Source organism: Mycobacterium pseudoshottsii JCM 15466 (genome assembly GCF_003584745.1).
In the GTDB taxonomy this organism is placed as follows: Bacteria; Actinomycetota; Actinomycetes; order Mycobacteriales; family Mycobacteriaceae; genus Mycobacterium; species Mycobacterium marinum.
This window is the reverse complement of sequence record NZ_AP018410.1, coordinates 1,793,031-1,819,013: the sequence shown is the minus strand read 5'-3', so window position 1 is coordinate 1,819,013 and position 25,983 is coordinate 1,793,031. Positions and strand designations below refer to the sequence as shown.

General features: G+C 65.3%; 17 protein-coding genes and 2 pseudogenes. 7 read left to right on the top strand and 12 right to left on the bottom strand.

The features are described 5' to 3' along the window. Window positions 1–16: 16 nt before the first annotated feature. Together MPSD_RS08205 and MPSD_RS08200 are read left to right on the top strand one after the other, a co-directional pair. Entirely contained in the window at window positions 17–613 is a 597-nt protein-coding gene (locus tag MPSD_RS08205) for an LppP/LprE family lipoprotein (protein ID WP_015356769.1), read from the top strand. 82 nt (window positions 614–695) lie between these two features. Further along, window positions 696–4,103, top strand: a pseudogene (locus tag MPSD_RS08200) (TM0106 family RecB-like putative nuclease). Window positions 4,104–4,111: 8 nt separating this feature from the next. Here MPSD_RS08200 and MPSD_RS08195 read toward each other — a convergent pair. Continuing rightward, on the bottom strand, window positions 4,112–5,983 hold the full coding sequence (locus MPSD_RS08195; protein ID WP_020788236.1) for an MFS transporter: 1,872 nt from the start codon (window positions 5,981–5,983) through the stop codon (window positions 4,112–4,114). A 212-nt stretch (window positions 5,984–6,195) separates the two neighbouring features. On the opposite strand from MPSD_RS08195, the gene MPSD_RS08190 reads away from it, so the two are divergent. The 3 genes from MPSD_RS08190 (at window position 6,196) to MPSD_RS08180 (ending at window position 11,862) form a co-directional block, all read left to right on the top strand. Further along, window positions 6,196–6,954 (top strand): hypothetical protein, encoded by a 759-nt coding sequence (locus tag MPSD_RS08190; protein WP_015356771.1) that lies wholly within the window; start codon window positions 6,196–6,198, stop codon window positions 6,952–6,954. 180 nt (window positions 6,955–7,134) lie between these two features. Continuing rightward, a complete protein-coding gene (locus MPSD_RS08185) occupies window positions 7,135–10,872 on the top strand; it encodes a multifunctional oxoglutarate decarboxylase/oxoglutarate dehydrogenase thiamine pyrophosphate-binding subunit/dihydrolipoyllysine-residue succinyltransferase subunit (protein WP_119571716.1) in 3,738 nt (1,245 codons plus the stop codon). Window positions 10,873–11,028: 156 nt separating this feature from the next. Then, window positions 11,029–11,862, top strand: a complete 834-nt coding sequence (locus MPSD_RS08180) for an SDR family NAD(P)-dependent oxidoreductase (protein WP_020788238.1) — start codon at window positions 11,029–11,031, stop codon at window positions 11,860–11,862. 36 nt (window positions 11,863–11,898) lie between these two features. Here MPSD_RS08180 and MPSD_RS08175 read toward each other — a convergent pair whose 3' ends face one another. The 3 genes from MPSD_RS08175 to MPSD_RS08165 form a co-directional block, all read right to left on the bottom strand. Beyond that, window positions 11,899–12,750 (bottom strand): glycine betaine ABC transporter substrate-binding protein, encoded by an 852-nt coding sequence (locus MPSD_RS08175; protein ID WP_020788239.1) that lies wholly within the window; start codon window positions 12,748–12,750, stop codon window positions 11,899–11,901. A gap of 11 nt (window positions 12,751–12,761) precedes the next feature. Further along, window positions 12,762–13,934: an NAD(P)-dependent malic enzyme gene (locus tag MPSD_RS08170; protein WP_086085107.1), complete on the bottom strand. Its 1,173-nt coding sequence runs from the start codon at window positions 13,932–13,934 to the stop codon at window positions 12,762–12,764. Between the two features lie 200 nt (window positions 13,935–14,134). Next, window positions 14,135–15,124, bottom strand: coding sequence for a malate dehydrogenase (locus tag MPSD_RS08165; protein WP_020788241.1), 990 nt, complete (start codon window positions 15,122–15,124; stop codon window positions 14,135–14,137). 183 nt (window positions 15,125–15,307) lie between these two features. On the opposite strand from MPSD_RS08165, the gene corA reads away from it, so the two are divergent. Then, the gene (gene corA, locus MPSD_RS08160) at window positions 15,308–16,408 is read left to right on the top strand and encodes a magnesium/cobalt transporter CorA (RefSeq protein WP_020788242.1); all 1,101 of its coding nucleotides are present in this window, start codon (window positions 15,308–15,310) and stop codon (window positions 16,406–16,408) included. Here the strand turns inward: corA and MPSD_RS08155 are convergent. The 8 genes from MPSD_RS08155 to MPSD_RS08120 form a co-directional block, all read right to left on the bottom strand. After that, the gene (locus MPSD_RS08155) at window positions 16,359–17,558 is read right to left on the bottom strand and encodes an LLM class flavin-dependent oxidoreductase (protein WP_086085102.1); all 1,200 of its coding nucleotides are present in this window, start codon (window positions 17,556–17,558) and stop codon (window positions 16,359–16,361) included. The two genes, corA and MPSD_RS08155, sit on opposite strands and share 50 nt — an antisense overlap. 241 nt (window positions 17,559–17,799) lie before the next feature. Further along, on the bottom strand, window positions 17,800–19,245 hold the full coding sequence (locus MPSD_RS08150; RefSeq protein WP_086085103.1) for an amino acid permease: 1,446 nt from the start codon (window positions 19,243–19,245) through the stop codon (window positions 17,800–17,802). 280 nt (window positions 19,246–19,525) lie between these two features. After that, complete coding sequence (locus tag MPSD_RS08145) at window positions 19,526–20,119, bottom strand: suppressor of fused domain protein (RefSeq protein ID WP_020788244.1); 594 nt, start codon at window positions 20,117–20,119, stop codon at window positions 19,526–19,528. Further along, window positions 20,116–21,303, bottom strand: coding sequence for an ABC transporter ATP-binding protein (locus tag MPSD_RS08140; RefSeq protein ID WP_086085104.1), 1,188 nt, complete (start codon window positions 21,301–21,303; stop codon window positions 20,116–20,118). The genes MPSD_RS08145 and MPSD_RS08140 overlap by 4 nt, the downstream gene beginning before the upstream one ends. A gap of 4 nt (window positions 21,304–21,307) precedes the next feature. Next, entirely contained in the window at window positions 21,308–22,159 is an 852-nt protein-coding gene (locus MPSD_RS08135; RefSeq protein WP_036426815.1) for a carbohydrate ABC transporter permease, read from the bottom strand. Continuing rightward, entirely contained in the window at window positions 22,149–23,057 is a 909-nt protein-coding gene (locus tag MPSD_RS08130; protein WP_020788247.1) for a carbohydrate ABC transporter permease, read from the bottom strand. The genes MPSD_RS08135 and MPSD_RS08130 overlap by 11 nt, the downstream gene beginning before the upstream one ends. Further along, window positions 23,054–24,490, bottom strand: coding sequence for an ABC transporter substrate-binding protein (locus tag MPSD_RS08125; protein ID WP_020788248.1), 1,437 nt, complete (start codon window positions 24,488–24,490; stop codon window positions 23,054–23,056). Before MPSD_RS08125 ends, MPSD_RS08130 begins: the two co-directional genes overlap by 4 nt. Window positions 24,491–24,500: 10 nt before the next feature. Next, window positions 24,501–25,028: a YflT domain-containing protein gene (locus MPSD_RS08120; RefSeq protein WP_086085105.1), complete on the bottom strand. Its 528-nt coding sequence runs from the start codon at window positions 25,026–25,028 to the stop codon at window positions 24,501–24,503. 241 nt (window positions 25,029–25,269) lie between these two features. Here MPSD_RS08120 and MPSD_RS29070 point away from each other — a divergent pair. Then, window positions 25,270–25,946, top strand: a pseudogene (locus tag MPSD_RS29070) (DUF4190 domain-containing protein). The last annotated feature ends 37 nt before the right edge of the window (window positions 25,947–25,983 follow it).

The window sequence follows — 25,983 nt, the reverse complement described above, 5'->3', positions numbered from 1 at the left end:
GCCCCGCGACGGTACGGTGCGCGGTGTGAAGTCGCTCCCGTGCCCAGTCGCGCCGCTTACCGGCGCGCTCGCATTGGTTGCCGCGACACTGACCGGTTGCGGCTCGGGAGACTCGATCGTCGCCAAGACTCCAGAAGCCAGAACCACCACCTCAGCCGTCAATTCCAACGAACCGAATGCGGCCGACCCACCCCCGGCGGCCGCCGAGCCCCCGAGCAGCCCCTCGCCGGCCGACCCCTGCGCCGTCAACCTCGCCTCGCCCACCATCGCAAAGGTTGTTTCCGAATTACCCCGCGATCCGCGCAGTGAGCAGCCCTGGAATCCCGAACCGCTGGCGGGCAACTACAACGAGTGTGCCCAGCTGTCGGCGGTAGTCATCAGGGCCAACACCAACGGCGATAATCCGACCACCAGAGCGGTGCTGTTCCACCAAGGCAAATTCATCCCGCAGGGCGTGCCCGATACCTACGGGTTCAACGGGATTGACACCTCGCAGTGCACCGGTGACACGGTTGCGTTGACGTACGCCACCGGCATCAGCGGGTTGGGCAGCGTCGTGAAGTTCCGATGGAATGGCAACGGCGTCGAGCTGATCAGCAATAAGACCGGGTAACCAAACCGGCCGCACCCCTGAGCGCTAAGCCGCCGAGACCGATGCAGATCGGTCTCGACCGGCCCTCATTAGAGTGGCTGCTGTGTTCGTCGCCGGCGACGTCGTCGTCTACAGCGCCTCGGATCTTGCTGCCGCCGCGCGGTGCGAATTCGCGTTCCTGCGCCATTTTGACTCGAAATTGGGCCGGGGTCCCGCCATCTCCGCCGAGGACGATCTGCTGGCGCGCACCACCGAGCTCGGGAATGAACATGAAAGACGCACACTCGACCGGCTGCGCGACCAGTTCGGTGAGATCGCGGTCATCGGCCATCCGGCATACACCCTGGCTGGGCTGACAGCCGCCGCTGAGGCCACCCAACGCGCCATCGCCGACCGCGCGCCCGTGGTGTATCAAGCCGCGATGTTCGACGGCCGCTTCGTCGGGTTTGCCGATTTCCTGATTCGCGACCGCGAACGCTATCGGATCACCGACACCAAGCTGGCGCGCTCACCTAAGGTCACCGCGCTGATGCAGCTGGGGGCCTACACCGATGCCCTGACCGGCGCGGGTGTACCGGTGGCCCCGGAGGCCGACCTGGAACTCGGGGACGGCACGGTGGTGCATTTCCGGGTCAGCGATCTGATCCCGGTCTACCGGGCCCAGCGTGCCGAGCTGCAGCGGCTGCTCGACGAGCGCTACGCCGCGGACACCGCGGTGTGCTGGGACGACCACGGTGTGCGGGCATGTTTCCGCTGTGAGCTCTGCATGGAGGAGCTGCGTCGTCGCGATGATCTGCTGCTGGTCGCGGGGATGCGGGTCAGCCAGCGAGAAAAGCTGCTGGACGCCGGCATCACCACAATCGGCGGGCTGGCAAGCCACACCGGTGCGGTGCCCGAACTCTCAGCGAACGCCCTAGCCAAACTTGCCGCGCAAGCCAAAGTTCAAGTGCAGCAACGCGATACCGGTACACCGCAGTATGAGATCAGCGACCCGCAGCCGTTGGCGCTGCTACCCGAACCAAATCCTGGCGATCTGTTCTTCGACTTTGAGGGCGATCCGCTGTGGACGGCGGACGGCCACGAGTGGGGCCTGGAGTACCTGTTCGGGGTGTTGGAAGCGGGAAAGAAGGGAGCCTTCCGCCCACTGTGGGCGCATGATCGCAGGGACGAACGCAAGGCGCTCACCGACTTTCTGGCTTTGGTGGCCAAACGTCGCAAGCGTCACCCCAACATGCACATCTATCACTACGCGCCGTATGAGAAGACGGCGCTGCTTCGGCTTGCCGGCCGCTACGGAGTCGGCGAGGACGCCATCGATGATCTGCTCCGAAACGGAGTGTTGGTTGACCTATACCCTGTGGTGCGCAAGAGCTTTCGGGTTGGCGCAGAGTCGGTCAGTTTGAAGGCGCTCGAGCCGCTGTACATGGGGGCACAGCTACGTTCCGGCGAGGTCACCACCGCCACTGACTCGATCACTTCCTACGCCCGCTACAGCCAACTGCGTGCCGACGGGCGGTTGGATGAGGCCGCGACCGTGCTCAAGGAGATCGAAGACTACAACCACTATGACTGCCGCTCCACCCGCGAATTGCGGGACTGGCTGCTGATCCGCGCTTGGGAGGCCGGAGTCACACCGATCGGGGTGCAACCCGTTCCTAGGCGGGACGCGATCGAAGACCACGACGAACTGGCGGCAACGTTGTCGGATTTCGCCGGCGACGCAGCGTCCGGCAACCGCACCGCCGAACAGACGGCGGTCGCACTGCTGGCTGCCGCCCGCGGCTATCACCGCCGGGAAGACAAGCCGTTCTGGTGGTCTCACTTCGACCGGCTGAACTATCCCATCGTCGAATGGTCGGTCAGCACAGACGTTTTCATTGTCGATCACGCCTCGGTCACCGTCACATGGCATACGCCTGCGCGAGCTCGCAAACCACAGCGGCGAGTCCGATTGACCGGAGAGCTCGCACGTGGAGATCTCAAGACCAGCGTGTTTGCGCTCTACCAACCCCCGGCTCCGCCCAGCATGACCGCCGACCCCGACCTGCGAGCCGCAGGCCACGCCGAGATTGTGGAACTCGACGATCCGAGTCTGCCCACCGACGTGGTCATCCTTGAACGGACCGGCGCAGACGGCGCGACCTTTCAGCAGCTGCCGTTCGCACTGACCCCCGGGCCACCGGTACCGACCAGGGCGTTGCGCGATTCCATCGAAGCCACCGCCGCGGCCGCGGCCGCTGAGTTACCGCGGCTCCCCCGCACCGCGTTGATCGACGTGCTGCTGCGATGCCCGCCACGCACCCGCAGCGCGGCGCCACTACCGCGTAGCGGCGATACGGTCGCCGACATCACCGCCGCGGTGCTGGACCTGGATTCGTCCTACCTGGCGGTGCACGGGCCGCCGGGCACCGGCAAGACCCACACCGCCGCGCGGGTGATCGGGCGACTGGTGCAAGAACATTGCTGGCGCGTGGGCGTGGTCGCGCAATCGCACGCCACCGTGGAAAACCTGCTGGACTGCGTGATTGATGCCGGGCTCGACCCGGCACGAATAGCCAAGAAGCGTTACGACCACGGCGCACCCCGCTGGCAGGAGATCGACGGCAACCACTACGCGGCCTTCATCGCCGACCACCCAGGATGCGTCGTCGGCGGTACGGCCTGGGATTTTGCCAACGGCAATCGGGTGCCTCCGGGCAGTCTGGATCTGCTGGTGGTGGATGAAGCCGGCCAGTTCTGCTTGGCCAATACCGTCGCCGTGGCACCGGCGGCGGCGAACTTGTTGCTGCTGGGAGACCCGCAGCAGCTACCGCAGGTCAGTGAGGGCAAACATCCCGAACCCGTCGATGTCTCAGCACTGGAATGGCTGGTTGACGGCCAGCGCACACTACCCGAGGAGCGGGGATACTTTCTGGATCGCTCGTTCCGCATGCATCCCGCGGTCTGCCATGCCGTCTCGATGCTGTCCTACGCGGGCAAGCTGCATTCCCACACCGAGCGCACCACCGCGCGTCGGCTCAGCGCAAGCCCGCCCGGCGTCCACGTGCTTGCCGTCGAGCACCAGGGCAATTCGATCGAGAGCGCCGAGGAAGCCGAGGCGATCCTGGCCCAGATCCAGCGGCTACTCGGCTCGCCCTGGACCGACGAACACGGCACCCGCCCCCTGGCCACCCGCGACCTGCTGGTGCTGGCACCGTACAACGCCCAGGTGGCCCTGATCCGGCAGCGACTGCTGTCCGCCGGCCTGAATGGGGTTCGGGTCGGCACCGTCGACAAGTTCCAGGGCGCGCAGGCCCCCGTCGTCTTCGTCTCGATGACGGCCTAATCTGTGGACGACGTTCCCCGCGGAATCTCGTTTCTGCTCAACAGGAATCGCCTCAACGTCGCCATCAGTCGGGCGCAGTATGCCGCGGTGATCGTGCGCTCCGAGCTGCTGACCCGGTATCTGCCCGGCACACCGGCCGGCCTGGTGGATTTGGGCGCATTTCTGGCTCTGACCGAACCAGGCTGAGAACGCGCTCAGGGCAACGAGTGCCCGGACCCGGCGGCGTCGTCCTGGTCGGGGGCCGGCAAGAAGTCGGCGACCGGACGAAATCGGCGCCTGGCATCGACCCGGGCGCCATTGTGTTCGATCGGGGCAGCGTGACCATCGGCGGCATCGTCGCGCCACTTTTCGAACCTGGCCGAGTGTGGTTGTTGCCCGCGGCCGGCCACCGCTGGCCCATTCCCGCTCGCCCCGCTGAGGGGACGTCGGATTTCGGTGTGCCGGTGTGTCCCGACGGCAGGCTCCGGCCGCAGGACGAACTCGACATAGTCGTCTTGCTCGCCAAAGTCGTCTTGCTCGCCATAGTCGCCATAGCCATAGTCGCCGCGGTCGACATGGTCGTCATCGGCGTGGCTGGCCCGATCGTGCGCGCGCACCAGCGCCGTGCGCGAGCGGACCAGGAACAGGGCGGCAATGATGCCGAACACGGCGATGAATGCGGGCAGCAGCATCGATTGCGACATCGCCGCCGAGAACGGCGTGCACACCACCTCAGGCAGTTGCAGCCCACCGTCGCCGCCGCTGAATCCGCGGTCTGCGTCGAACCCCGGCGGCATCTCGGCGGTGATCCGCCACGTCATGAACGCAGCCATGCTGGCGCTGCCCAGTACCGCCCCGAGCTTGCGGGTGGCGTTGTAGACACCCGAGCCCGCACCGGCCAGATGCGCCGGCAGATTGCGAGTCGCGGTGGCGGCCAACGGAGACCAGACGAACGCCATCCCGGCACCCATCGCGGCAAACGGCAGCACCAGCCGCCAGACTGGCGTTTCGGGCACCATTTCGATCGAAAGCCAGGTCATCGAGATCGCCAGCGCGGAGAAACCGAATCCCAGCACGGGCAGCGGATGCGACCGATCCACCAGCATTCCGACCACCGGTGCGAGCACACCGCTGGCGAGCGCCACCGGAGCTATCAGCACCGCCGCCCGAGCCGGCGACAGCCCACACACCGACTGCGCATAAAACGTCAGCGGCAACATCGGCGCCGTCGTCGCGAATGCGGTGATCCCTACCCCGATGTTGCACAGGCTGAACTCCCAGTCCCGAAAGATCGCCAGCGAGATCAACGGCGCCCGATGGTTGAGCGCCTGCCAGTAGACGAACATCGCCATGAACCCCACACCGGCGACCAGCACCGCCCAGATCCACGGCGCCCAGTCCGCGGCCTGACCTTCCTGAAGCCCGAAAACCAGCAAGAACATGCCCGCCCCGGACAACCCGACTCCGATCAGATCGAAGCGCTGCGCGTGCACGGGCAGATCCGGGACCAGCAAATAGGCCACCACCAGGCCGGCCAGGCCGATGGGGATGTTGACGAAGAAAATCCACTCCCAGCCCAGACCGCTGACCAGGACCCCACCAATCAGCGGCCCGACCAGGCTGGCGACGCCGGCCGCGGCTCCCCACAGGCCCAGGGCGGCGCCGCGGCGGGTTGCCGGGAAGATGCGGGTGATGGTCGACAAGGTCTGCGGCGTCAGCAGCCCGGCACCGATGCCTTGCACCGTCCGAGCGGCGATCAGCATGGCGGCGGTGCCGGCCAGGCCACACCACATCGATGCGGCGGTGAACACCGACAAGCCGATCAGGTAGAGGTTCTTGGGACCGAACCGGTCGCCGAGCCGGCCCGCCACCAGCAACACCACCGCATAACCCAGCAGGTAGGCGCTGGTCACCCAGACGACGTCGGCATAGCCGATATGCAGCTCAGCCATGATGGTCGGGTTGGCGATCGAGACGATGGTCGAGTCCAACATGATCATGAAGAAGCCGATCATCATCGCCGACAGCGCGTTCCACGGGTTCCCCGAGTAGCCCTTGTCGAGCACTCGACTGGTCACCGCGGTCATGTACGCACCTCGTTTCGGCTCCTGACGGTTGGTCTGAGGTCGCCCAGGAGTCCAGCGTGCATTATTCCGGGTGTGCCAAGGGGCCGTTCGGTCGCCCAGGGGCCGCCAAATCATTGCCGCGGGCGACTCTTGCCCGGTCCGTTACTTCAGTCGGTCTGCAATTCGCGCGCCGGGCGCTAGCCTGAAGGGAAGTCGTTCTCTAGAGAGGCAACATGAGCGCCCGACGAACAAGACAGTCCGAGCCGGCCGCGCAGCCGACCGGGATCATGGGCCGGCCCAAAGCGTCAACGCGGGCATTGGCGCAGGTCATCGAGCGGAGTTCGCACATACAGAGCCCGGCGGCGGAGGCATATGTGGCCCGACTGCGTCGCGCCCATCCGGCGGCCAGCCCGGCCGAGATTGTCAGCAAGATCGAGAAGCGGTTCCTGGCTGTGGTCACCGCCAGTGGAGCCGCCGTGGGCGCGGCAGCGACGTTGCCCGGGATCGGGACCCTGGCCGCGTTGTCTGCGGCCGCCGGAGAGACGGCGGTATTCCTCGAGGCCACCGCGCTGTTGGTACTCGCGCTGGCGTCGGTCTACGATAATCCGCTCGATCACCGGGAACGGCGGCGCGCGCTGGTCTTGGCGGTGCTGGTCGGCGACAACAGCAAGAATGCGGTGGCCGAGGTGATCGGGTCCGGCCGCACGAGCGGGGTCTGGGTATCGGAATCGATGGCCTCGCTGCCGCTGCCGGCCATATCGAAGTTGAACACGCGAATGTTCAAGTACTTCGTCAAGCGTTTCGCGCTCAAGCGTGGCGTGCTGTTGTTCGGCAAACTGCTGCCCGCCGGCATCGGGGCGATCATCGGCGCGATCGGCAATCGCTTGGTCGGCAGGAAGCTGGTCCGCAATGCCCGCTCGGCGTTCGGCGCCCCGCCGGCACGCTGGCCGGTGACCCTGCATGTACTGCCCAACGTTCGTGATGCCAGCTAGCGCTGCTTGACTGGTCTCTCTGGCGAATCGTCAGCAAAGCGTTAGCCTTTATGGGGCGAGACGTTCCGAACCGCCGGGGATGTGAAGCGCCCCGCCAATCCGGGGCTGGAAGAAGTCGCAGGCGTCGCGCGTTGGCGCTTGCAGGACGTTTAGAACAAGGAATTGAGGCGAACAGCGGCCGTGGCCAACATAAGTTCACCATTCGGACAAAACGAATGGCTGGTCGAGGAGATGTACCGCAAGTTCCGCGACGACCCTTCGTCGGTCGATCCAAGCTGGCACGAGTTCCTGGTTGACTACAACCCCGAGTCGACTCAGGAAGCGACGGAACCCGCCGTGGAAAAGCCCGCCGTAGCCCCGGCGAAGCCCGCCGCCGCTCCGGCGAAGCCCGCGCCCGCACCGGCGCCCGCCAAACCCGCCGCCGGCCCGCCCGCGGCGGGTAACGGCTCGCCCGCCGCGGCACCCAGCGCCAAGCCAGCCGCGGCTCCAGCAAAGGCTCCCGCACCGCCACCCGCCGAGGGCGACGAGATGCAGGTGCTGCGCGGCGCCGCCGCGGCGGTGGTGAAGAACATGTCCGCATCGCTGGACGTGCCGACCGCAACCAGCGTCCGCGCGGTGCCGGCCAAACTGTTGATTGACAACCGGATCGTCATCAACAACCAGCTCAAGCGCAATCGCGGCGGCAAGATCTCGTTCACGCACCTGCTGGGCTACGCCCTGGTGCAGGCGGTCAAAAAGTTCCCCAACATGAACCGGCATTACCTCGATGTCGACGGCAAGCCAAACGCGGTCACGCCGGCGCACACCAATCTGGGCCTGGCTATCGACCTGCAGGGCAAAGACGGCAAACGCGCGTTGGTGGTGGCCGGGATCAAGCGGTGCGAGACCATGCGGTTCGCGCAGTTCGTCACCGCCTACGAGGACATCGTGCGCCGGGCCCGCGACGGCAAACTGACCGCCGAAGACTTTTCCGGCGTGACGATTTCGCTGACCAACCCCGGAACCATCGGCACCGTGCATTCGGTGCCGCGGCTGATGGCCGGTCAGGGCGCCATCATCGGTGTCGGCGCCATGGAATACCCGGCCGAGTTCCAAGGGGCCAGCGAGGAGCGCATCGCCGAACTCGGTATCGGCAAGCTGATCACTTTGACCTCGACGTATGACCACCGCATCATCCAGGGTGCGGAATCCGGCGACTTCTTGCGCACCATCCACCAGATGCTGCTCGCCGACGAGTTCTGGGACGAGATCTTCCGCGAGTTGAGCATTCCCTACTTGCCGGTGCGCTGGCGCCCCGACAACCCGGACTCGATCGTCGACAAGAACGCCCGGATCATCGAGCTGATTGCCGCCTACCGCAACCGCGGTCACCTGATGGCCGACATCGATCCGCTTCGCCTGGACAAGACCCGCTTCCGCAGTCACCCCGACCTGGACGTGTGCACCCACGGGCTGACGCTGTGGGATCTGGACCGATCGTTCAAGGTCGGCGGCTGCTTTGCCGGACCGCAGAACATGAAGCTGCGCGACGTGTTGTCGATCCTGCGCGACGCCTACTGCCGTCATGTCGGCGTCGAGTACACACACATCCTCGAACCCGAACAGCAGCAGTGGCTGCAGCAACGCGTCGAGGCCAAGCATGTCAAACCGACTGTGGCCCAACAGAAATACGTGCTGAGCAAGCTGAACGCCGCCGAGGCTTTCGAAACGTTCCTGCAGACCAAGTACGTGGGCCAGAAGCGTTTCTCACTCGAGGGCGCCGAGAGTGTCATCCCGATGATGGACGCCGCGATCGACCAGTGCGCCGAGTACGGCCTGGACGAAGTGGTCATCGGCATGCCGCACCGCGGCCGGCTCAACGTGCTGGCCAACATCGTCGGCAAGCCGTACTCGCAGATTTTCAGCGAGTTCGAGGGCAATCTGAACCCGTCGCAGGCGCACGGCTCCGGCGATGTGAAGTATCACCTCGGTGCCACTGGCGTCTATCTACAGATGTTCGGAGACAACGACATTCAGGTGTCGTTGACCGCCAACCCGTCACACCTGGAAGCCGTGGACCCGGTGCTCGAGGGTCTGGTCCGGGCCAAGCAGGACCTGCTCGAACATGGCGAGACCGACACCGAGAATCAACGCGCTTTCTCGGTGGTGCCGATGATGCTGCACGGCGACGCCGCCTTCGCCGGACAGGGCGTGGTCGCCGAGACACTGAACCTGGCGAATCTGCCTGGTTACCGTGTTGGCGGCACCATCCACATCATCGTCAACAACCAGATCGGCTTCACCACCGCGCCCGAGTACTCGCGGTCCACCGAATATTGCACCGACGTCGCCAAGACAATCGGGGCACCGATCTTCCACGTCAACGGCGATGACCCCGAGGCATGCGTGTGGGTGGCCCGGCTGGCGGTGGACTTCCGGCAGCGGTTCAACAAAGACGTCATCATCGACATGCTGTGCTACCGCCGGCGCGGACACAACGAGGGCGATGACCCGTCGATGACCAACCCGCGGATGTACGACGTCGTCGACACCAAACGAGGGGTCCGCAAGAGCTACACCGAAGCCCTGATCGGCCGTGGCGACATCTCGATCAAGGAAGCCGAGGACGCGCTGCGCGACTACCAGGGCCAGCTGGAGCAGGTGTTCAACGAGGTCCGCGAGCTCGAGAAGCACGGTGCCCAACCCAGCGAATCCGTCGAATCCGACCAGATGATTCCGGCGGGGCTGGCCACCGCGGTGGACAAATCGCTGCTGGCCCGCATCGGCGACGCGTTCCTGGCCGTGCCGGACGGGTTCACTACCCATCCACGGGTCCAGCCGGTGCTGGAAAAGCGCCGGGAAATGGCCTACGAAGGCAAGATCGACTGGGCCTTCGCCGAATTGCTGGCGCTTGGTTCGCTGGTCGCCGAAGGCAAGCTGGTGCGGTTCTCCGGGCAGGACACCCGGCGCGGCACCTTCTCGCAGCGTCATTCGGTGATCATCGACCGCCACACCCGCGAGGAATTCACCCCCCTGCAGCTGCTGACCACCAACAAGGACGGCAGCCCGACCGGCGGCAAGTTCCTGGTTTATGACTCACCGCTGTCGGAGTACGCGGCGGTGGGCTTCGAGTACGGCTACACGGTGGGCAACCCCGACGCCGTCGTGCTGTGGGAAGCGCAGTTCGGCGACTTCGTCAACGGCGCGCAATCGATCATCGACGAGTTCATCAGCTCCGGCGAGGCCAAGTGGGGCCAGCTGTCGAACGTGGTGCTGCTGCTACCGCACGGGCACGAGGGGCAAGGCCCCGACCACACCTCCGGGCGCATCGAACGCTTCCTGCAGTTATGGGCGGAGGGCTCGATGACCATCGCGATGCCGTCGACTCCGTCGAACTACTTCCACCTGCTGCGCAGGCATGCTCTCGACGGGATTCAGCGCCCGCTGATCGTCTTCACGCCCAAGTCGATGCTGCGCAACAAGGCCGCGGTCAGTGACATCAAGGACTTCACCGAGATCAAGTTCCGCTCGGTGCTCGAGGAACTCACCTACGAGGACGGCGTCGGCGACCGCAACTTGGTGAACCGAATCCTGCTGACCAGCGGCAAGATCTACTACGAGATGGTGGCCCGCAAGGCCAAGGACAAGCGTGAGGACGTGGCGATCGTGCGGGTCGAGCAACTCGCTCCACTGCCCAGGCGCCGGCTGCGCGAAACGCTGGACCGCTACCCCAACGCCAAGGAGTTCTTCTGGGTGCAGGAGGAGCCGGCCAACCAGGGGGCGTGGCCACGGTTCGGCCTGGAGCTGCCCGAGCTGCTGCCCGAAAAGCTGAGCGGCGTCAAGCGCATTTCCCGCCGGGCCATGTCGGCACCGTCATCAGGTTCGTCGAAGGTGCACGCCGTCGAACAGCAGGAGATCCTGGACACCGCGTTCGGCTGAGGACATGCCGCCCGCGACCTGCCCACCATGGGCTGGACGTGCTCCCGGCGTCAGGAGTCCGGCTGAGGGCCGGCTCCCGTTCTCACCCCTACTAACGAGGACCGCCGGTACCGGTTAACCTCGATCACAAGTGGGCTGACGCGAGGAAGGGTGTTCATGGAGGGCTTCGCCGGGAAAGTCGCCGTCGTTACCGGGGCGGGATCGGGTATCGGGCGGGCGCTCGCGATCGAGTTGGCCCGGTCCGGTGCCAAGCTAGCGATCAGCGACGTCGACACCGAAGGATTGGCGCAGACCGAGAAGCTGGTGACGGCGCTCGGCGCTGAGGTCAAGACCGATCGACTCGACGTGACCGAGCGTGAGGCATTCTTGGCCTACGCGGACGCGGTCAACGAGCACTTCGGCAAGGTCAACCAGATCTACAACAACGCCGGCATCGGCCACACCGGCGATGTCGAGGTCTGCGCGTTCGAGGACATCGATCGGGTGATGGACGTCGACTTCGGCGGCGTGCTCAACGGCACCAAGGCGTTCCTGCCCTATCTGATCGCCTCAGGAGACGGCCACGTCATCAACGTTTCGAGCGTGTTCGGGTTGTTCTCAGTTTCTGGACAGGCCGCCTACAACGCGGCCAAGTTCGCGGTGCGCGGCTTCACCGAGGCGCTGCGCCAGGAGATGATCCTGGCCGGCCATCCGGTCGGGGTCACCACCGTGCACCCGGGCGGCATCAAGACAGCGATCGCCCGCAACGCCACCGCCGCCGAGGGACTGGATTCCGACGAACTGGCCAAGATGTTCGACAAGCGGGTGGCCCGCACCAGTCCGGAACGAGCCGCCAAGATAATCCTGGGGGCGGTCCGCAAGAACAAGGCCCGCGTGCTGGTCGGCCCGGACGCCAAAGCCCTGGACATCGTGGTGCGTCTGACCGGTTCTGGATATCAGCGGCTGTTCATGCCGGTGCTGGGCCGGCTGGTGCCGGCCTCGCACCGCTGAGGTCTGCGGGCCCCGCGCTTAGGACGGTGAAACCGCTCAACGCCCCAGCGGATGCTCGCCCAGCCAACCGGCGGCCACCGCCTGCGGGTCCGCACCCCCGGCAACCTGGCGGCGCATGTCCACCAGCGCCGCGGTGTCCAGCACACCGCCCACCTCGTTGACCGCCAGCAGCTGACGTTCGTTGAGCGCGTTGCGCCGATACAGCGGCACCACGTTCTCGGCCCTGATCAGCGCGGGCTTGCCGTCGGTCAGCATGACCAGGCCGGCGGGAACAGCGGGGTTGGCGGTGCTGGTCCATGCGGCGGTCAGCCGTCCGTCGCGCAGCCGGGCGAACATCGCGGCACCGTCGGGAAATTCACCCGCCGCGGGCAGCCGGCACGGGCCCACCATCGCCGGGGTGGCGCCGCCGCCGACCTTCCCGACCACCAGCCCGTCGCAGTGGCGCGCCAGCACGGACAGTTCGCTGCTCCCCCACCCGTCGGCGGTGGCTTGGGTGATCATCAGTGCGGGTTTGTCTTCGGCGGCGGTGGCGTAGTCACCAGCGGCAATGCCTTCCGGCAGCGCCGAGACCATGGCCCGGTAGACCTCTTTGTCAGAAAGCGCCGTGGCGCTTGGCTGTAGCGCCCGCAAGACCTCACCGGTGAAGGCGGGGACCACGGTAAAGTCACCGGAGTCCAATTTCGCCATCGGGTCGGCGGCGGTTGCGGCCCGCGCCGGGAATCCGTATGACCGCAGGGCCGCGACGTAGATGTCGGCCAGCAGCGTCGACTCGGAGTCGGCCGTGGCTCCGACCACCAGCTCCGCGGCGCCGCGACGGTCGCCACTCCCACAACCGGCGACCACAAGCGCCGCCGTCAGCAGCAGCGCGGCCAGCCTGCCGATTTTCACACCCGGGCGCCTCAGACGTCGGAAGCGATCGCCACTGCGGCGGCGACGGCTTCCCCGACCCGGGGATCCAACGGACTCGGAACGATCTTGTCGACCGCGAGATCGTCACTGACAACCGAGAAGATCGCCTCGGCGGCGGCAACCATCATCCGTTGGGTGATCCGGCGCGCACCGGCATCGAGCGCGCCACGAAACACCCCGGGGAACGCCAGGACGTTGTTGATCTGGTTGGGGTAGTCGCTGCGGCCGGTAGCCACCACCGTCGCATACGTGGCGGCAATATCGGGATGTATCTCCGGGTCCGGGTTAGACAGCGCGAAGACGATGCCGCCGGGAGCCATCGTGGCAATCAGTTCTTCGGGAATCAGGCCGCCCGACACCCCGAGGAACACATCGGCCCCGTCGAGCGCTTCGGCCATACCGCCGGTGAGGCCACGGGGGTTGCTGCGCCGGGCCAGGTCGAGTTTCACGCTGTTCATGTCGCCGCGCGAGGTGTGCAGAATGCCGCGCGAGTCGAGCACGGTGATGTCGAAGACCCCCATGGCAAGCAGCAGGTTGGTACACGCGACGCCGGCGGCTCCGGCGCCGGAAACCACCGCCCGCAGCGAGGTCATGTCTCGGCCAAGCAGCTTGCTGGCACCCATCAGCGCGGCCAGCACGACGATCGCAGTGCCGTGCTGGTCATCGTGCATGACGGGGCAATCCAGCGCCTCGATGACCCGGCGTTCGATCTCGAAGCAGCGCGGTGCGGAGATGTCCTCGAGGTTGACCGCGCCGAAAGTGGGCCGCAACCGCACCAGGGTTTCAACGATCTCGTCGGGATCCTTGGTGTCCAGCACGATCGGGATCGCGTTCAAGCCACCATAGGCCTGGAACAGCGCGGCCTTACCTTCCATTACTGGCAGCGCTGCGGCCGGCCCGATGTCGCCGAGACCCAGGACCGCGCTACCGTCGCTCACGACGGCAATCAGCCGGTTGGCCCAGGTGTAGCGGGCGGCCAGAGCCGGATCGGCGGCAATCGCCCGACTGACCTGCGCCACCCCCGGGGTGTAGGCGATCGACAATGCGCGCTGGGTGTCCAGCGGCGACATGAGCGCTACCGAAAGCTTGCCGTCTACGTGGGCCCGGAAGATCTCGTCGTTGTCGATGACAACCTGCGGGCTCAGTGAGGACGGGCTACTCAGGGCTTTCGCTGGTTTCAGCGCTGAAGTCGCGGTATCTGGCACCGCCCTAGGGTACTGGCCGCATAGACGAAACTATCCACTGGCCACGTTATGCCTGATCAGAGATCGATAGTCGGGAGAGCCGGCGCGCGGGGCCGAAACGGCAACACCGGCCACGTCGGGTGATGCCTACCCCGTCATGGCCGGTGCTGCGCGAAGAACTAGATCAGGCCGAGCTCGGTGACCGCCTTGCGCTCGTCGGCCAGTTCAGCGGTCGTCTTGTCGATGCGACCGCGGGAGAATTCGTCGATCTCCAGGCCCTTGACGATGCTCCAGTTGCCGTCCTTGGTGGTGACCGGGAACGAGGAGATCAGGCCCTCGGGCACACCGTAGGAACCGTCGGAGAGGACAGCCATCGAGACCCAGTCGTCGGCGGGGGTGCCGAGCAACCAGGAACGGGCTGCGTCGACGGTCGCCGACGCGGCCGAAGCGGCCGAGGATGCGCCGCGCGCGTCGATGATCGCCGCACCACGCTTGGCGACGGTCGGGATGAAGTACTCCTCGATCCACGCCTGGTCATTGACCACCTCGGCCGCGTTCTTGCCCTTGACTTCGGCGTGGAAAAGGTCGGGGTACTGGGTGGCCGAGTGGTTGCCCCAGATGGTCATCTTCTTGATGTCGGTGACCGCGACACCGGTCTTGGCGGCCAGCTGCGAGATCGCGCGGTTGTGGTCCAGGCGGGTCAGCGCCGAGAACCGCTCCCGGGGGATGTCGGGGGCGTTGGTCATCGCGATCAGGGCGTTGGTGTTGGCCGGGTTACCGGTCACTCCCACGCGGATGTCGTCCGCGGCGACCTCGTTGAGCGCCTTACCCTGAGCGGTGAAGATCGCGCCGTTGGCCTCGAGCAGGTCGCTGCGCTCCATGCCCGGACCGCGCGGACGCGCGCCGACGAGCAGGGCCAGATTCGCACCGTCGAAAATCTTGTTCGCGTCCGAGCCGATCTCCACGCCGGACAGCAGCGGGAACGCACAGTCGTCAAGTTCCATCACGACGCCCTCGAGCGCCTTGAGCGCCGGCTCGATCTCGAGCAGGCGGAGCTCGATCGAACGATCCGGGCCCAGCAGCGAGCCGCTGGCCAGGCGGAACAACAGGCTGTAGCCGATCTGGCCGGCGGCACCGGTGACGGCAACCTTGAGGGGACTTGCGCTCACGTCGGGGTACTCCTTATGGAGAAGTCTGCATATTGGGGTTTGGGTTTCGGGTCGAAACTAGCGCACCCGCACCGACCCGGAGTATCCAGACCCATGCCGATACCTCCGGTCCCACGTTGACGTGCCGAAACGGCGTAGCATGGAGCACCGCCCGGTCAAACCTGCACTGCGATCGGAGGTGACATGTTCCAGGGATTTGACGCGCTGCCCGAATCGCTTAGGACCGTCGCACGACCTCGACCACAACAGACTGATGCCGAGCCCGCGCCGCGGGCCCAGACATTGGTCGACTGTGGCGTCTACGTCGAAGGTCGGCGAATACCCGGCAAGTATGAGTACGCCGATGCCTTGAACGAGGTGCGCGAGATCGAACTGGCGGGCCAGGAAGCATTCGTCTGGATTGGGCTGCACGAGCCCGACGAGAAACAGATGCAAGACGTGGCCGATGTTTTCGGTTTGCACCCGCTGGCGGTCGAGGACGCCGTGCACGCCCACCAGCGGCCCAAGCTGGAACGCTATGACGAGACGCTGTTCCTGGTCTTGAAGACCGTGAACTACGTTCCGCACGAATCGGTGGTGCTGGCCCGCGAGATCGTCGAGACCGGCGAAATCATGATCTTCGTCGGGAAGGATTTTGTGATCACCGTGCGCCACGGTGAACACGGCGGCCTGTCGGAAGTGCGCAAACGAATGGACGCTGACCCCGAACATCTGAAGCTGGGGCCCTTCGTGGTGATGCACGCCATCGCCGACTACGTCGTCGACCACTACTTGTCGGTCACGTCTTTGATGGAAACCGACATCGACAGCATCGAGGTAGTGGCCTTCCAGCCGGGCCGCAAACTCGACGTAGAACCGATCTACCTACTAAAACGCGAAGTGGTGGAACTGCGCCGGTGCGTGCACCCGCTGTCGGTCGCCTTCGGGCGCATGCAGACCGACAACAAAGATCTGATCTCCAAAGAGGTCCGGCGCTATCTGCGCGACGTCGCCGACCACCAGACCGAGGCCGCCGAGCAAGTTTCCAGCTACGACGAGATGCTCAACTCGCTGGTGCAGGCCGCACTGGCACGGGTCGGCATGCAGCAGAACATGGACATGCGCAAGATCTCGGCCTACGCGGGCATTGTCGCGGTGCCCACCATGATCGCCGGCATCTACGGGATGAACTTCCATTTCATGCCAGAGCTGGATGCATGGTGGGGCTACCCCGCGGTGATCGGCACCATGGCCATCATCTGTCTGATCCTCTACCGCAGCTTCCGGCACCGAAACTGGCTGTGAACGCCCAGTTGACCGACGAGTGAGCCACCGGCAGCGCAGCCGAATGCGGCGATGACCCGTGCGGCCGATGCCATAGTCGTTTGCGTTCGAGGATCGGCAGCACGCCCTCACCGAACCAGTAGGCCTCTTCCAGATGCGGATATCCGGACAAGATGAAGTGGCTGATTCCGAGCCGGGCGTACTCGATGATGCGTTCGGCGACCTCTTGGTGCGAGCCGACCAGGGCCGTCCCGGCTCCCCCACGCACCAATCCCACACCGGCCCAGAGGTTGGGCGCGATCTCGAGTTGATCGGGGACGCCCCCATGTAGCTCGGCCATCCGTCGCTGTCCCTCGGACTCACTGCGCGCCAGATTGGCCTGCATCCGTTCGATGTCGGCGGGATCGATTCCGGCCAGCAGCCGGTCTGCCACTCGCCACGCCTCTTCGGCGGTATCTCGGGTGATCACATGGATGCGCAGTCCGTACGACAGCGCCCGACCATGGTCGGCGGCCAGACCCCGGATCCAATCGATCTTCTTGCCTACCGCGCTGAGGGGCTCACCCCAGGTGAGATAGGTGTCGGCGTAGCGGGCCGCCACTGCCCCGGCGCTTTCCGACGAGCCGCCGAAGAACACGGGCGGCGGCGGGTCGGGCAGGCGCCCCAACTGAGCCTGGTGCACGTGGATGTGCTCGCCTTCGAAGGTGACCGGTTGACCGGAAGCCCAGAGTTGGCGAACCACGTGCAGGAACTCCCCGGTGCGGCGGTAGCGCTGTTGCTTGTCCAGGAAGTCGCCGTAAGCGCGCTGCTCGTGTGCCTCCCCGCCGGTGACGACATTGAGCAGCAGCCGTCCCCCCGACTGCTGCTGAAAGGTCGTGGCCATCTGCGCGGCCAAGGTCGGGCTGACCAGTCCGGGCCGCAGTGCTACCAGGAATTTCAACGTTTCGGTGGCCCCAACCAGCATCGCCGTGGTCAACCAGGCGTCCTCGCACCACAATCCGGCCGGCGTCAGGACCGCCTCGAAACCGTTGCTCTCCGCCGCGGCCGCAATCTGATTCAAATACCGCAGGGTCGCAGGCCGATTGCCCGACATCGGCAGACCATGCCCGCCGGCGACAAGCCCGCGTGAATCGCCGTAGGTGGGCAGGAACCAATGAAATGACAGTGCCATGTACCTAGTTCTCCTAACTTCGATCGACCCATGCTGGCTTAGCCAGCCGGCGTCGTCACGATTTCAAATCTGTACGGATGCAATCCGAATGGGCGTCAGCGATGCCGCCGGCACGGGATATTCGGCACGGTTTGCTCGACCCGGCGCATCGGGTTGTCTGAGATGCCAAGCCCTGCGGCCGGTAACGCCGGCGCCGCGCCCGCGCCGACATCAGGGTGGATCACTTCGTCTGGCACGCCGGTTACCCGCATCTTTGCGCACAGGCAGGCATCGGCACGTCCGGTTGGAACGCCCGCGCCGCGACGGTCGCGTTCCTGGCGACCGCAACCCGGCGCCGGCGACGGACCTCGTAGGTGGCCAGAATGAGCACCAGGGTTACCCCGCTCATCAGGAACTGTGACCGGGTGGCCGACAACGCCGCCATCGCCAGGATCACGCTGGCCATCAGGGCGATGGTGGCGTAACTCAACCACGGGAAAAGCCACATCTTCAGCCGCAACCCCCCGGGGTCTTCACGTTCGGCGCGGCGGCGCAGGATCACCTGCGAGATCGCGATGATCAGGTAGACGAAAAGCGCTACCGCACCGTAGGAGTTGACCAAGAACTCGAATACCACATCGCCCCAGACGTAGGTCGCAACGACCGACGCATAGCCGACGGTGGTACCCAAGATGATCGCTCGCCGCGGCACGCCGCTGCGGGAAAGCTTGGTGAAAAACCGTGGTCCGTCACCGTGGATGGTCAGGGCGAACGCCATCCGCGAAGTGGTGTACAACGCCGAATTCAGGCAGGACAGGACCGCAGTCAGAACGATCGCGTTCATGACCGTGGTAACCCCGGGAATGCCGATGACCGCGAGCGCGGACGCATACGGGCTCACCCCAACGCTTTTGGTGTTCCACGGCACCACGGCGACTACGACCAATATGGATCCGACATAGAAGGCGATGATGCGCGCGACGATCGATTTCATCGCTCGCGAAACCGCGCGCTCCGGCTCGGCGGACTCCGCGGCGGCCACCGTGACGATCTCGGCACCGGTATAGAACGCGACGCACGGCACCACGGCGGCCAGCACCGCGCCCCAACCCAGTGGCGCGAAACCACCGAAGTCGACCAGCTTGCCCAATCCGGGTGTGGCAGAGGGCCATAATCCCATGGTCCACAACAACCCCAGACCCAGAAAGACAACTACCGCGATCACCTTGATGGACGAGAACCAATATTCGAATTCGCCAAAAGACCTGGCCGACACCAGATTCGTTGCGGTCAACGCCAACAGCAAGCCAAGGCTGAGCACCCATAGCGGAATCTGCGGCACCCACAGTTGCAGGATGCGCCCGCCCGCGACGGTTTCCACCGCGACCACGACAACGAAGAAGTACCAGTACATCCAGCCGGTCACGAAGCCCCCGCGCGGGCCTAACGCTTGGCGCGCATAGACGTAGAAGGACCCGACCACAGGCTGAGACGCCGCCATCTCGGCCAGCATCCGCATGATCAACATCGTGATCAGACCGGCGATGAGGAAGGAGATGACCGCCGCGGGTCCGGTGCCGGCAATCACCACCCCGCTTCCGACGAACAAGCCCGCTCCGATGACCCCACCCAGTGCTATCAAGCTCAGATGACGCTGGCGCAGGCCCTTGCCCAACGCGATCTCGTGCTCGGTATCCGCACCTGCCATGTTGCCTCCATCGGATCCCCTGCGCACGGAACGAATCCACGCGGCCAGGTTTTGAGGAAAGCTGTCAAGATTGGCCGGGCTAGACAACCCATCGGCTCATGTCGCGCGAAACTCCGCGACCGCCGGACCTGCCGGCCAGGCGCCCGGGTGCTGGCGTTTTGGCAGCTCAGCGCGGGTCAGGGCCCGTTGACCCGCGTCGGGCATCGCCGACCCGCGGCAGCCTCCTGTGGCGGATCTAACTGCTGATCAGCGCCGAATTCCGGGTCCGCGCCCGGCAGGGTCAGCCGGGTTGGGCGGCCTTGCGGTGCGGGTCCAGCACATCCACCCCATCGTTGCGCCACGCCTGGCGCATGGCCTCAGCGCCCTTGAGCCGCACCCAGGCCGCCTCGGTCGCGGTGATGGGCGTCGCGCAGAGAAACTGCACCGGGTCGCGCGGTTGCTGCTGCGGCAGATCCGGGATGTCGCTGCGGCCCAGCAAGACCGCGGTGAAAGCGACCCGCTCCGATGGGCGTGCCCACAACGGGGTGCCGAGATCGATCAACGCGTCCGCGACCAGCACCACGCCGTCGACCGCGGGGGTCGCAGCCAGTATCGCGATGCTGCGCGCCAGACCGCTGGCCGGCTCCGGATTGCGCAGGCTCAGCACAACTTCGGCGCGTGGTCCACGGTGGGGATCGGCGACCAGCTGGGTCGGATCGTTCATCGACTGACGCGAACACCCTAGCGACACATAGTGGACCAATCCGCTCGCCGCGGAGCGGAGCCGAAGTACCTCGATCGGATCAGCGCCCAGAAACGTCACACTCGCCGTGTCGGGCTCGGACTCGAAGTAGCCGTGCAGGTGAGTGCGCACCTGGTCCAGAATCTGGGTCACTGGACCGCAGCGATCGGGTTGGTCAGGTTGGCACCCGTGTCGGCATCGAAAACGGTGAGCCTGGTGGTGTCGAATGCCAACTCGATCGGCCTCCCCAAGGTCGCTCTGGATTCGGCAGAAACCCGTGCCACGAAACGATTTTCGATCACTTCCGAGTCTCCCTCCAGGCCTGCCAGCTCGTCGAGCTGAGCCGAGTGCACATCACAACCCGCGGTCGAAAAGTACACGTACTTGTCCGAGCCCAGTGACTCCACCAAGTCCGTGTTGACCTCGAAAGTCAGCGCCCGAATACGTTGGTAGGCATCGATCAATGCGGCGTCTTGGATCTGCTCGGGCCGGATTCCGACGATGATGTTCGCGGGTCGAGGATGCTGGGCAATCACTTGCTGGACTTGCGGATCCAAGTTCACCTCGCCAAATGGCAGGGTCAGCCCCGTCGGCGTCAGAACCGCTGGGAAGAAATTCATGGCCGGTGAGCCGATGAACCCGGCTACGAACAGATTGGCCGGCCGTTCGTACAGCTCTTGGGGAGTGCCGATCTGTTGTGCCGCGCCGGCGTGCATGACCACAACCCGATCGCCCAATGTCATGGCCTCGGTCTGATCATGGGTGACATAGACCGTGGTGGTGCCCAGCCGCTTCTGCAGCCGGGCGATCTCCCCACGCATCTGGACCCGCAACTTGGCATCCAGGTTCGACAGCGGTTCGTCCATCAGGAACGCCTTGGGATGGCGCACGATTGCCCTGCCCATGGCGACGCGCTGGCGCTGGCCGCCGGACAGCTGCGACGGTTTGCGATCGAGAAAGCTGGTCAGATCGAGGATCTTCGCCGTCTCTTCCACTTTCTGCGCAATCGCCGCCTTCTTCATCTTGGCCAGCGTGAGGGGAAAGGCGATGTTTTGTCGCACCGTCATATGCGGATACAGCGCATAAGACTGAAAAACCATGGCGATGTCGCGGTCCTTGGGCGCCTTCTCGTTGACCCGCTCGCCGCCGATCCGCAGTTCCCCCGAAGAGATATCCTCAAGGCCGGCAATCATGTTCAGCGTCGTGGTCTTACCGCAGCCGGAAGGTCCTACCAGGATCAGGAATTCGCCATCGGAGATGGTGATGTTGAGGTCTCTTACCGCCGTGTGGCCGTCGGGGTAGCTCTTGTTGACGTGCTCGAGCACTATCTCGGCCATTGCGCTACCCCTTCACAGCGCCAGAGGTCAACCCGGCGACAATCCGTCGTTGGAAGATCAGTACGAAGACGATAATCGGCACCGTGATCACCATCGCGCCCGCCGCGATCGATCCGGTCGGTTCCTCGAATTGAGAGCTACCGGCGAAATTGGCGATCGCAACCGGTGCGGTGATCGATGCTTTGGTCGCGGTCAGCGACAGCGCCAGCAGCAGATCGTTCCAGGCGAAGATGAACACCAGAATCGCGGCCGTCACCAGCCCGGGCGCGGCCAGCGGCACAATCACCTTACGAAACGCCTGATACGATGTCGCCCCGTCCATTTGCGCGGCCTTCTCCAGGTCCCATGGAATCTCCCGGAAGAACGCCGACAGCGTGTAAATGGCCAGCGGCAGTGCGAAAGTGATGTAGGGCAGGATCAGTCCGGGCCAGGTGTCAAACAGCCCGATCCGGCGTTCGATGTTAAACAACGGGGTCACCAGCGAGATCGCCGGAAACATGGTGATCAGCAGTGTGACCCCGACGAGCAGTCGTTTGCCCGGAAAATCGAGCCGCGCGACGGCATAGGCCGCCATGGCACCGAGCAGCACCGCTATCACGGTGGTGGTCAATCCGATCCCGATCGAGTTGATCAGCGCCGAGCTGAACAGGTCTCCGCCGAAGACGCCGCGATAGTTGTCGAGGGTGACCGACGACGGAATCAGTCTGCCGTCCTTGACCGTTGATGTCGGCTTGAGCGACAGGCTCAAGATCCACAGCACCGGGAGCAGGGCGTAGACCACGACCATGGTGTCGATGGCCACCCAGAACGTTCGCCGCCCGCTACCCGTCGACACGGTCCCAGTCTCAGCGCGCATCGGTGACACCACCTGGCGCAGAATGGAATTGATGGGCGCCGAACAGCGTGATGAAGACAACCGCAATGAGAGTGACACAACCGAAGATCAACACGCTGATCGCCGAGCCGAGGCCCACATTGAATCCCTTGAACAGGTTGTCGTAGCCCAGAATCGATACCGACGCGGTGTCGTTGTCGCCCCCGGTCAGCACGTAGATGTTGTCGAAAATCCGGAAAGCGTCCAGGGTGCGGAACAACAGCGCCACCAGCACAGCCGGTTTGATGAGCGGCAGAATGATCTTGGTCAGTCGTCGCCAGGCTCCCGCACCGTCGACCTGCGCCGCCTGCAAAAGGTCTTCGGGAACCATGGCCAACCCGGCCAGAAGCAGCAGCGACATGAACGGCGTGGTCTTCCATACCTCGGCGATCACGACGATGCCCAGCGACGGAATCTGCTGGGTCAGTGGCGCAATCCCCTGCGGCAGCAAGTTCGCCAGATAGCCGGTGCCCGGCGTCCACGCGTAGTACCAGCTGTATGACGCGACCACCGTGACGATTCCGTAGGGAACCAGCACCGCCGTACGCACCAATCCTTTGGCCACCAGGCTGCGGTGCATCACCAGCGCCAGAGCCAGGCCCAGCACGAATTCGCACGCTACCGAGACCACCGTGATGGCGGCGGTCACCGCAAGAGCCGTCCACCAATAGCGGTCGACCAAGATGGTCTGGTAATTGCCCAAGCCGATGAACCGGGTTTCGTTCGGGGTGGCCAAGTTGTTGCGCTGCAGACTCAGCCACATCGCGTAGCCGATGGGATAGCCGATCACCAGCAGCATCAATATCGTCGCGGACGCCACCAGGGCGAACGCCAGGCGCCGTTCCGCACGGCGTCCCCTGGAGCGCAGGAAGGCGGTCACGGAAGCAGGCCCTTGCCGTCAATGGCCTGCTGGACCTGCGCGGCGAGCTTGTCGGCCGTCCGTTCCGGGTCGATCTCGGTGACCGGACTCAGTTCCGCCGACAACCGCAGCGACACGGCCTGATAGACCGGCGTCGCGGGCCGCACTGCGGCCTCGGTGAGCTGCTGACGAATGATCCGGTACATCGGATACTTCGCCTGAAACTGTGGATCGGCGTACAAAGACGTCCGCACCGCCGGCAGACCGCCTTCGATGGCGAGACGTTTCTGGCTCTGCGGGTCACGCAAGCACCTGACGGCTTCGAACGCTTCCGCTTTGTGGCGACTCGTGCTGGCCACCGCCAGGTTCAGCCCGCCGATGGTCACCCTGGCCGGCTGTCCCGGTAATACCGCGGGATAGGGCGCAAAGCCAAACACCTTCTGGCTGGCCAGATATGCGATGCGGAACTGCTCGTCGGTAGGCGCAAACGTCCCGACGTCGTTGATGCTGCCGGCCAGTTCGGGAAGCCGGTCAAGCGGCAGGAATGGCACGCCCCCCTTCACCGCGTTCTCGAGCATCGAGGCGAACACATAGGGCCAGTTGAGCTCGAGGGCCGCCTTACCCTGTTCGAAAGCCAACCGGGCCGTTCCCGCCTCGGCGCGCGTGATCGACGGGTCGGCTCCGGGCGCCGTCGCCACCGATTTGAGGACCCGCAGGGCCGCAACGGTTGCGGCGCGATGCGCGGGGGTATCGGTCAGGGTGACCCGGGTGCCGTCGTCGGAAAGCACTTGGCCACCAACGCTGCTCAGCACGGTGTTGAACCAGACCATCAAACCCTCGCCCTGGTTGGCCTGCACCGCGATCCAGGTTGGCTGACCGGCCGCACGCAGCCGACCCGCTTCCGCCACCACCGCGTTCCAGGTCTCCGGCGGTTGAGCAACCAAATCTGGTCTATACCAGAGTAATTGGGTATTGGTGGTGACCGGAGCGGCGTATAGCCGATGCTTCCAGGTGGCGGTCTTCAATGGACCCGGCAAGGTATCGATCGTCGCGTCCGTCTCGGCGAGTCCCGCCGGATCCTCCGACAGCGGCAGCGCCCACCCCGCTTCGGCGAACTCCGCGGTCCACATCACGTCCAAGCCCATCACGTCGAGGGTGCGGTCGTTTCCGGCCAGCCGCCGAGCGAGTTGCAGCCGCTGCTCATCGGGAGATCTGGGCAAGCCGACGTACGCGATGGTGTACCTGCCGGCGGCTCGTTCGCTACAGCGCTGCGCGACCGCGGCGAACGTGGTCGCATCGGCGGACGGCGTGTAGAAGCCGATTACCAGGCCACTGTTGCCGGACCGGCAGGCAGGCAGCGCCAACAGCGCCGATGCGATGGTCAGCGCCGCCAACACGGCCGTGCCCGGCGGCCACACCCGCCCGCGATGGCTGCGCGGTTGACCTGCGCGCATCCGGCGGGTATCAGATTGCCAGGCGGGCCAGCAGATCTCGCGCCTTCTCAGCATTCTGCGGATCGCAGAGCACGTCATAGCGGCCGGCCACCAATTGCATGGTGGAGCTGAAGTCTCTGGTCCCGCGCACCATTGCGTACGGAACCGCTGAGGTAATCAAGCCGAAGAACACCCCGGCAACCAAGCCGGTGACCAGAGCACCCCATGGGTTGGGACTGAAGAAACCGAGTACCAGGCCGATGAACAGACCCAGCCACGCTCCGCTGAGCACCCCACCGCCGAGCACCTTGGGCCAAGTCAGCCGACCGGTGACCCGCTCCACCTGCATGAGATCGACGCCGACGATCGTCACTTGGTGGACCGGGAAGTCCTGTTCAGACAGATAGTCGACCGCGCGTTGCGCCTCGGCATAGGTGGGATAGGACCCCACCGGCCAGCCCTTTGGCGGGGTGGGCAATCCAGGCACACCGCGCCGGCCCGCAGCGCCGGCGGGCCACGTTGAGCCGGGAACCTGTCCGGGCTGGAAGGGGCTAGTCATCGGTCCTCATTGGTCCTCATTGGTTCTTGTCGGTCCTTATCGGTCCGTATTAGTCCTCATTTTTGTATGCCTTGGCCATCGTTTCACCTTCGGGATGTCCGTGCACGCATCGCGTGACCCCGAGTAACCGGTAAACCGCCTGGACCTGGCGCATCATGCCTGGATAGGGCCCCGGGCCGGCCGCGCGGGAGGTCGCTTGACGGACACAACCCACGGCGTACATATAGGTTAGGTTGTCACCATGACAGCACCCGGCGGCTCCTTCGACGAGGGTGCCCACGACGGCGCTGCCTCACCCCCACCCGGTGAGCAGCCTTCCGAACAACCCTTTTCCCCACCGCCCGACGCCCCCTGGGCTGCCCCGGAAGCGGCATCACCAGCCGACGACTACCCAGCGCCGTCCTATCCGCCGCCCGCCTACCCGCCGGAGCCGGTCGGACCGGGCGGATACCCACCCGACTACGCGACCGGGTACCCACCCCCGCCCGGCTACCCACCGCCCGGGTACCCGCCCTACGGCGCAGCCGCGGGCGAGTACGGGGGCACCCCGTACCCTCCGCCCCCGCCGCCCCCCGCGCCCCCGCGCCCATGGCGGCACCTTACGGCGCGCCGCCACCCAACTACCCGCCGCCGTCCTACCCCGGCGGGTACTACCCGCCACCGGATCCGATGGCGGGTTATGGACCGGCGCTGCCCGGCATGAACACCATGGCGATCGTCGCGCTGGTGTCCTCGTTGGTCGGTGTGTTCTGCTGCATCGGCTCGGTCGTGGCGATCGTGGTCGGCACCATCGCAATCAACCAGATCAAGCAAACCCGCGAAGATGGCTACGGCCTGGCGGTGGCCGGCATCGTGATCGCGGTCGCGACGCTGTTGATCTACCTGGTAGTCGGAATCTTCAGCATTCCCTCTCACTAGCGGTTCATCGGCGCGACAGCGGTCAACTAGCGACACG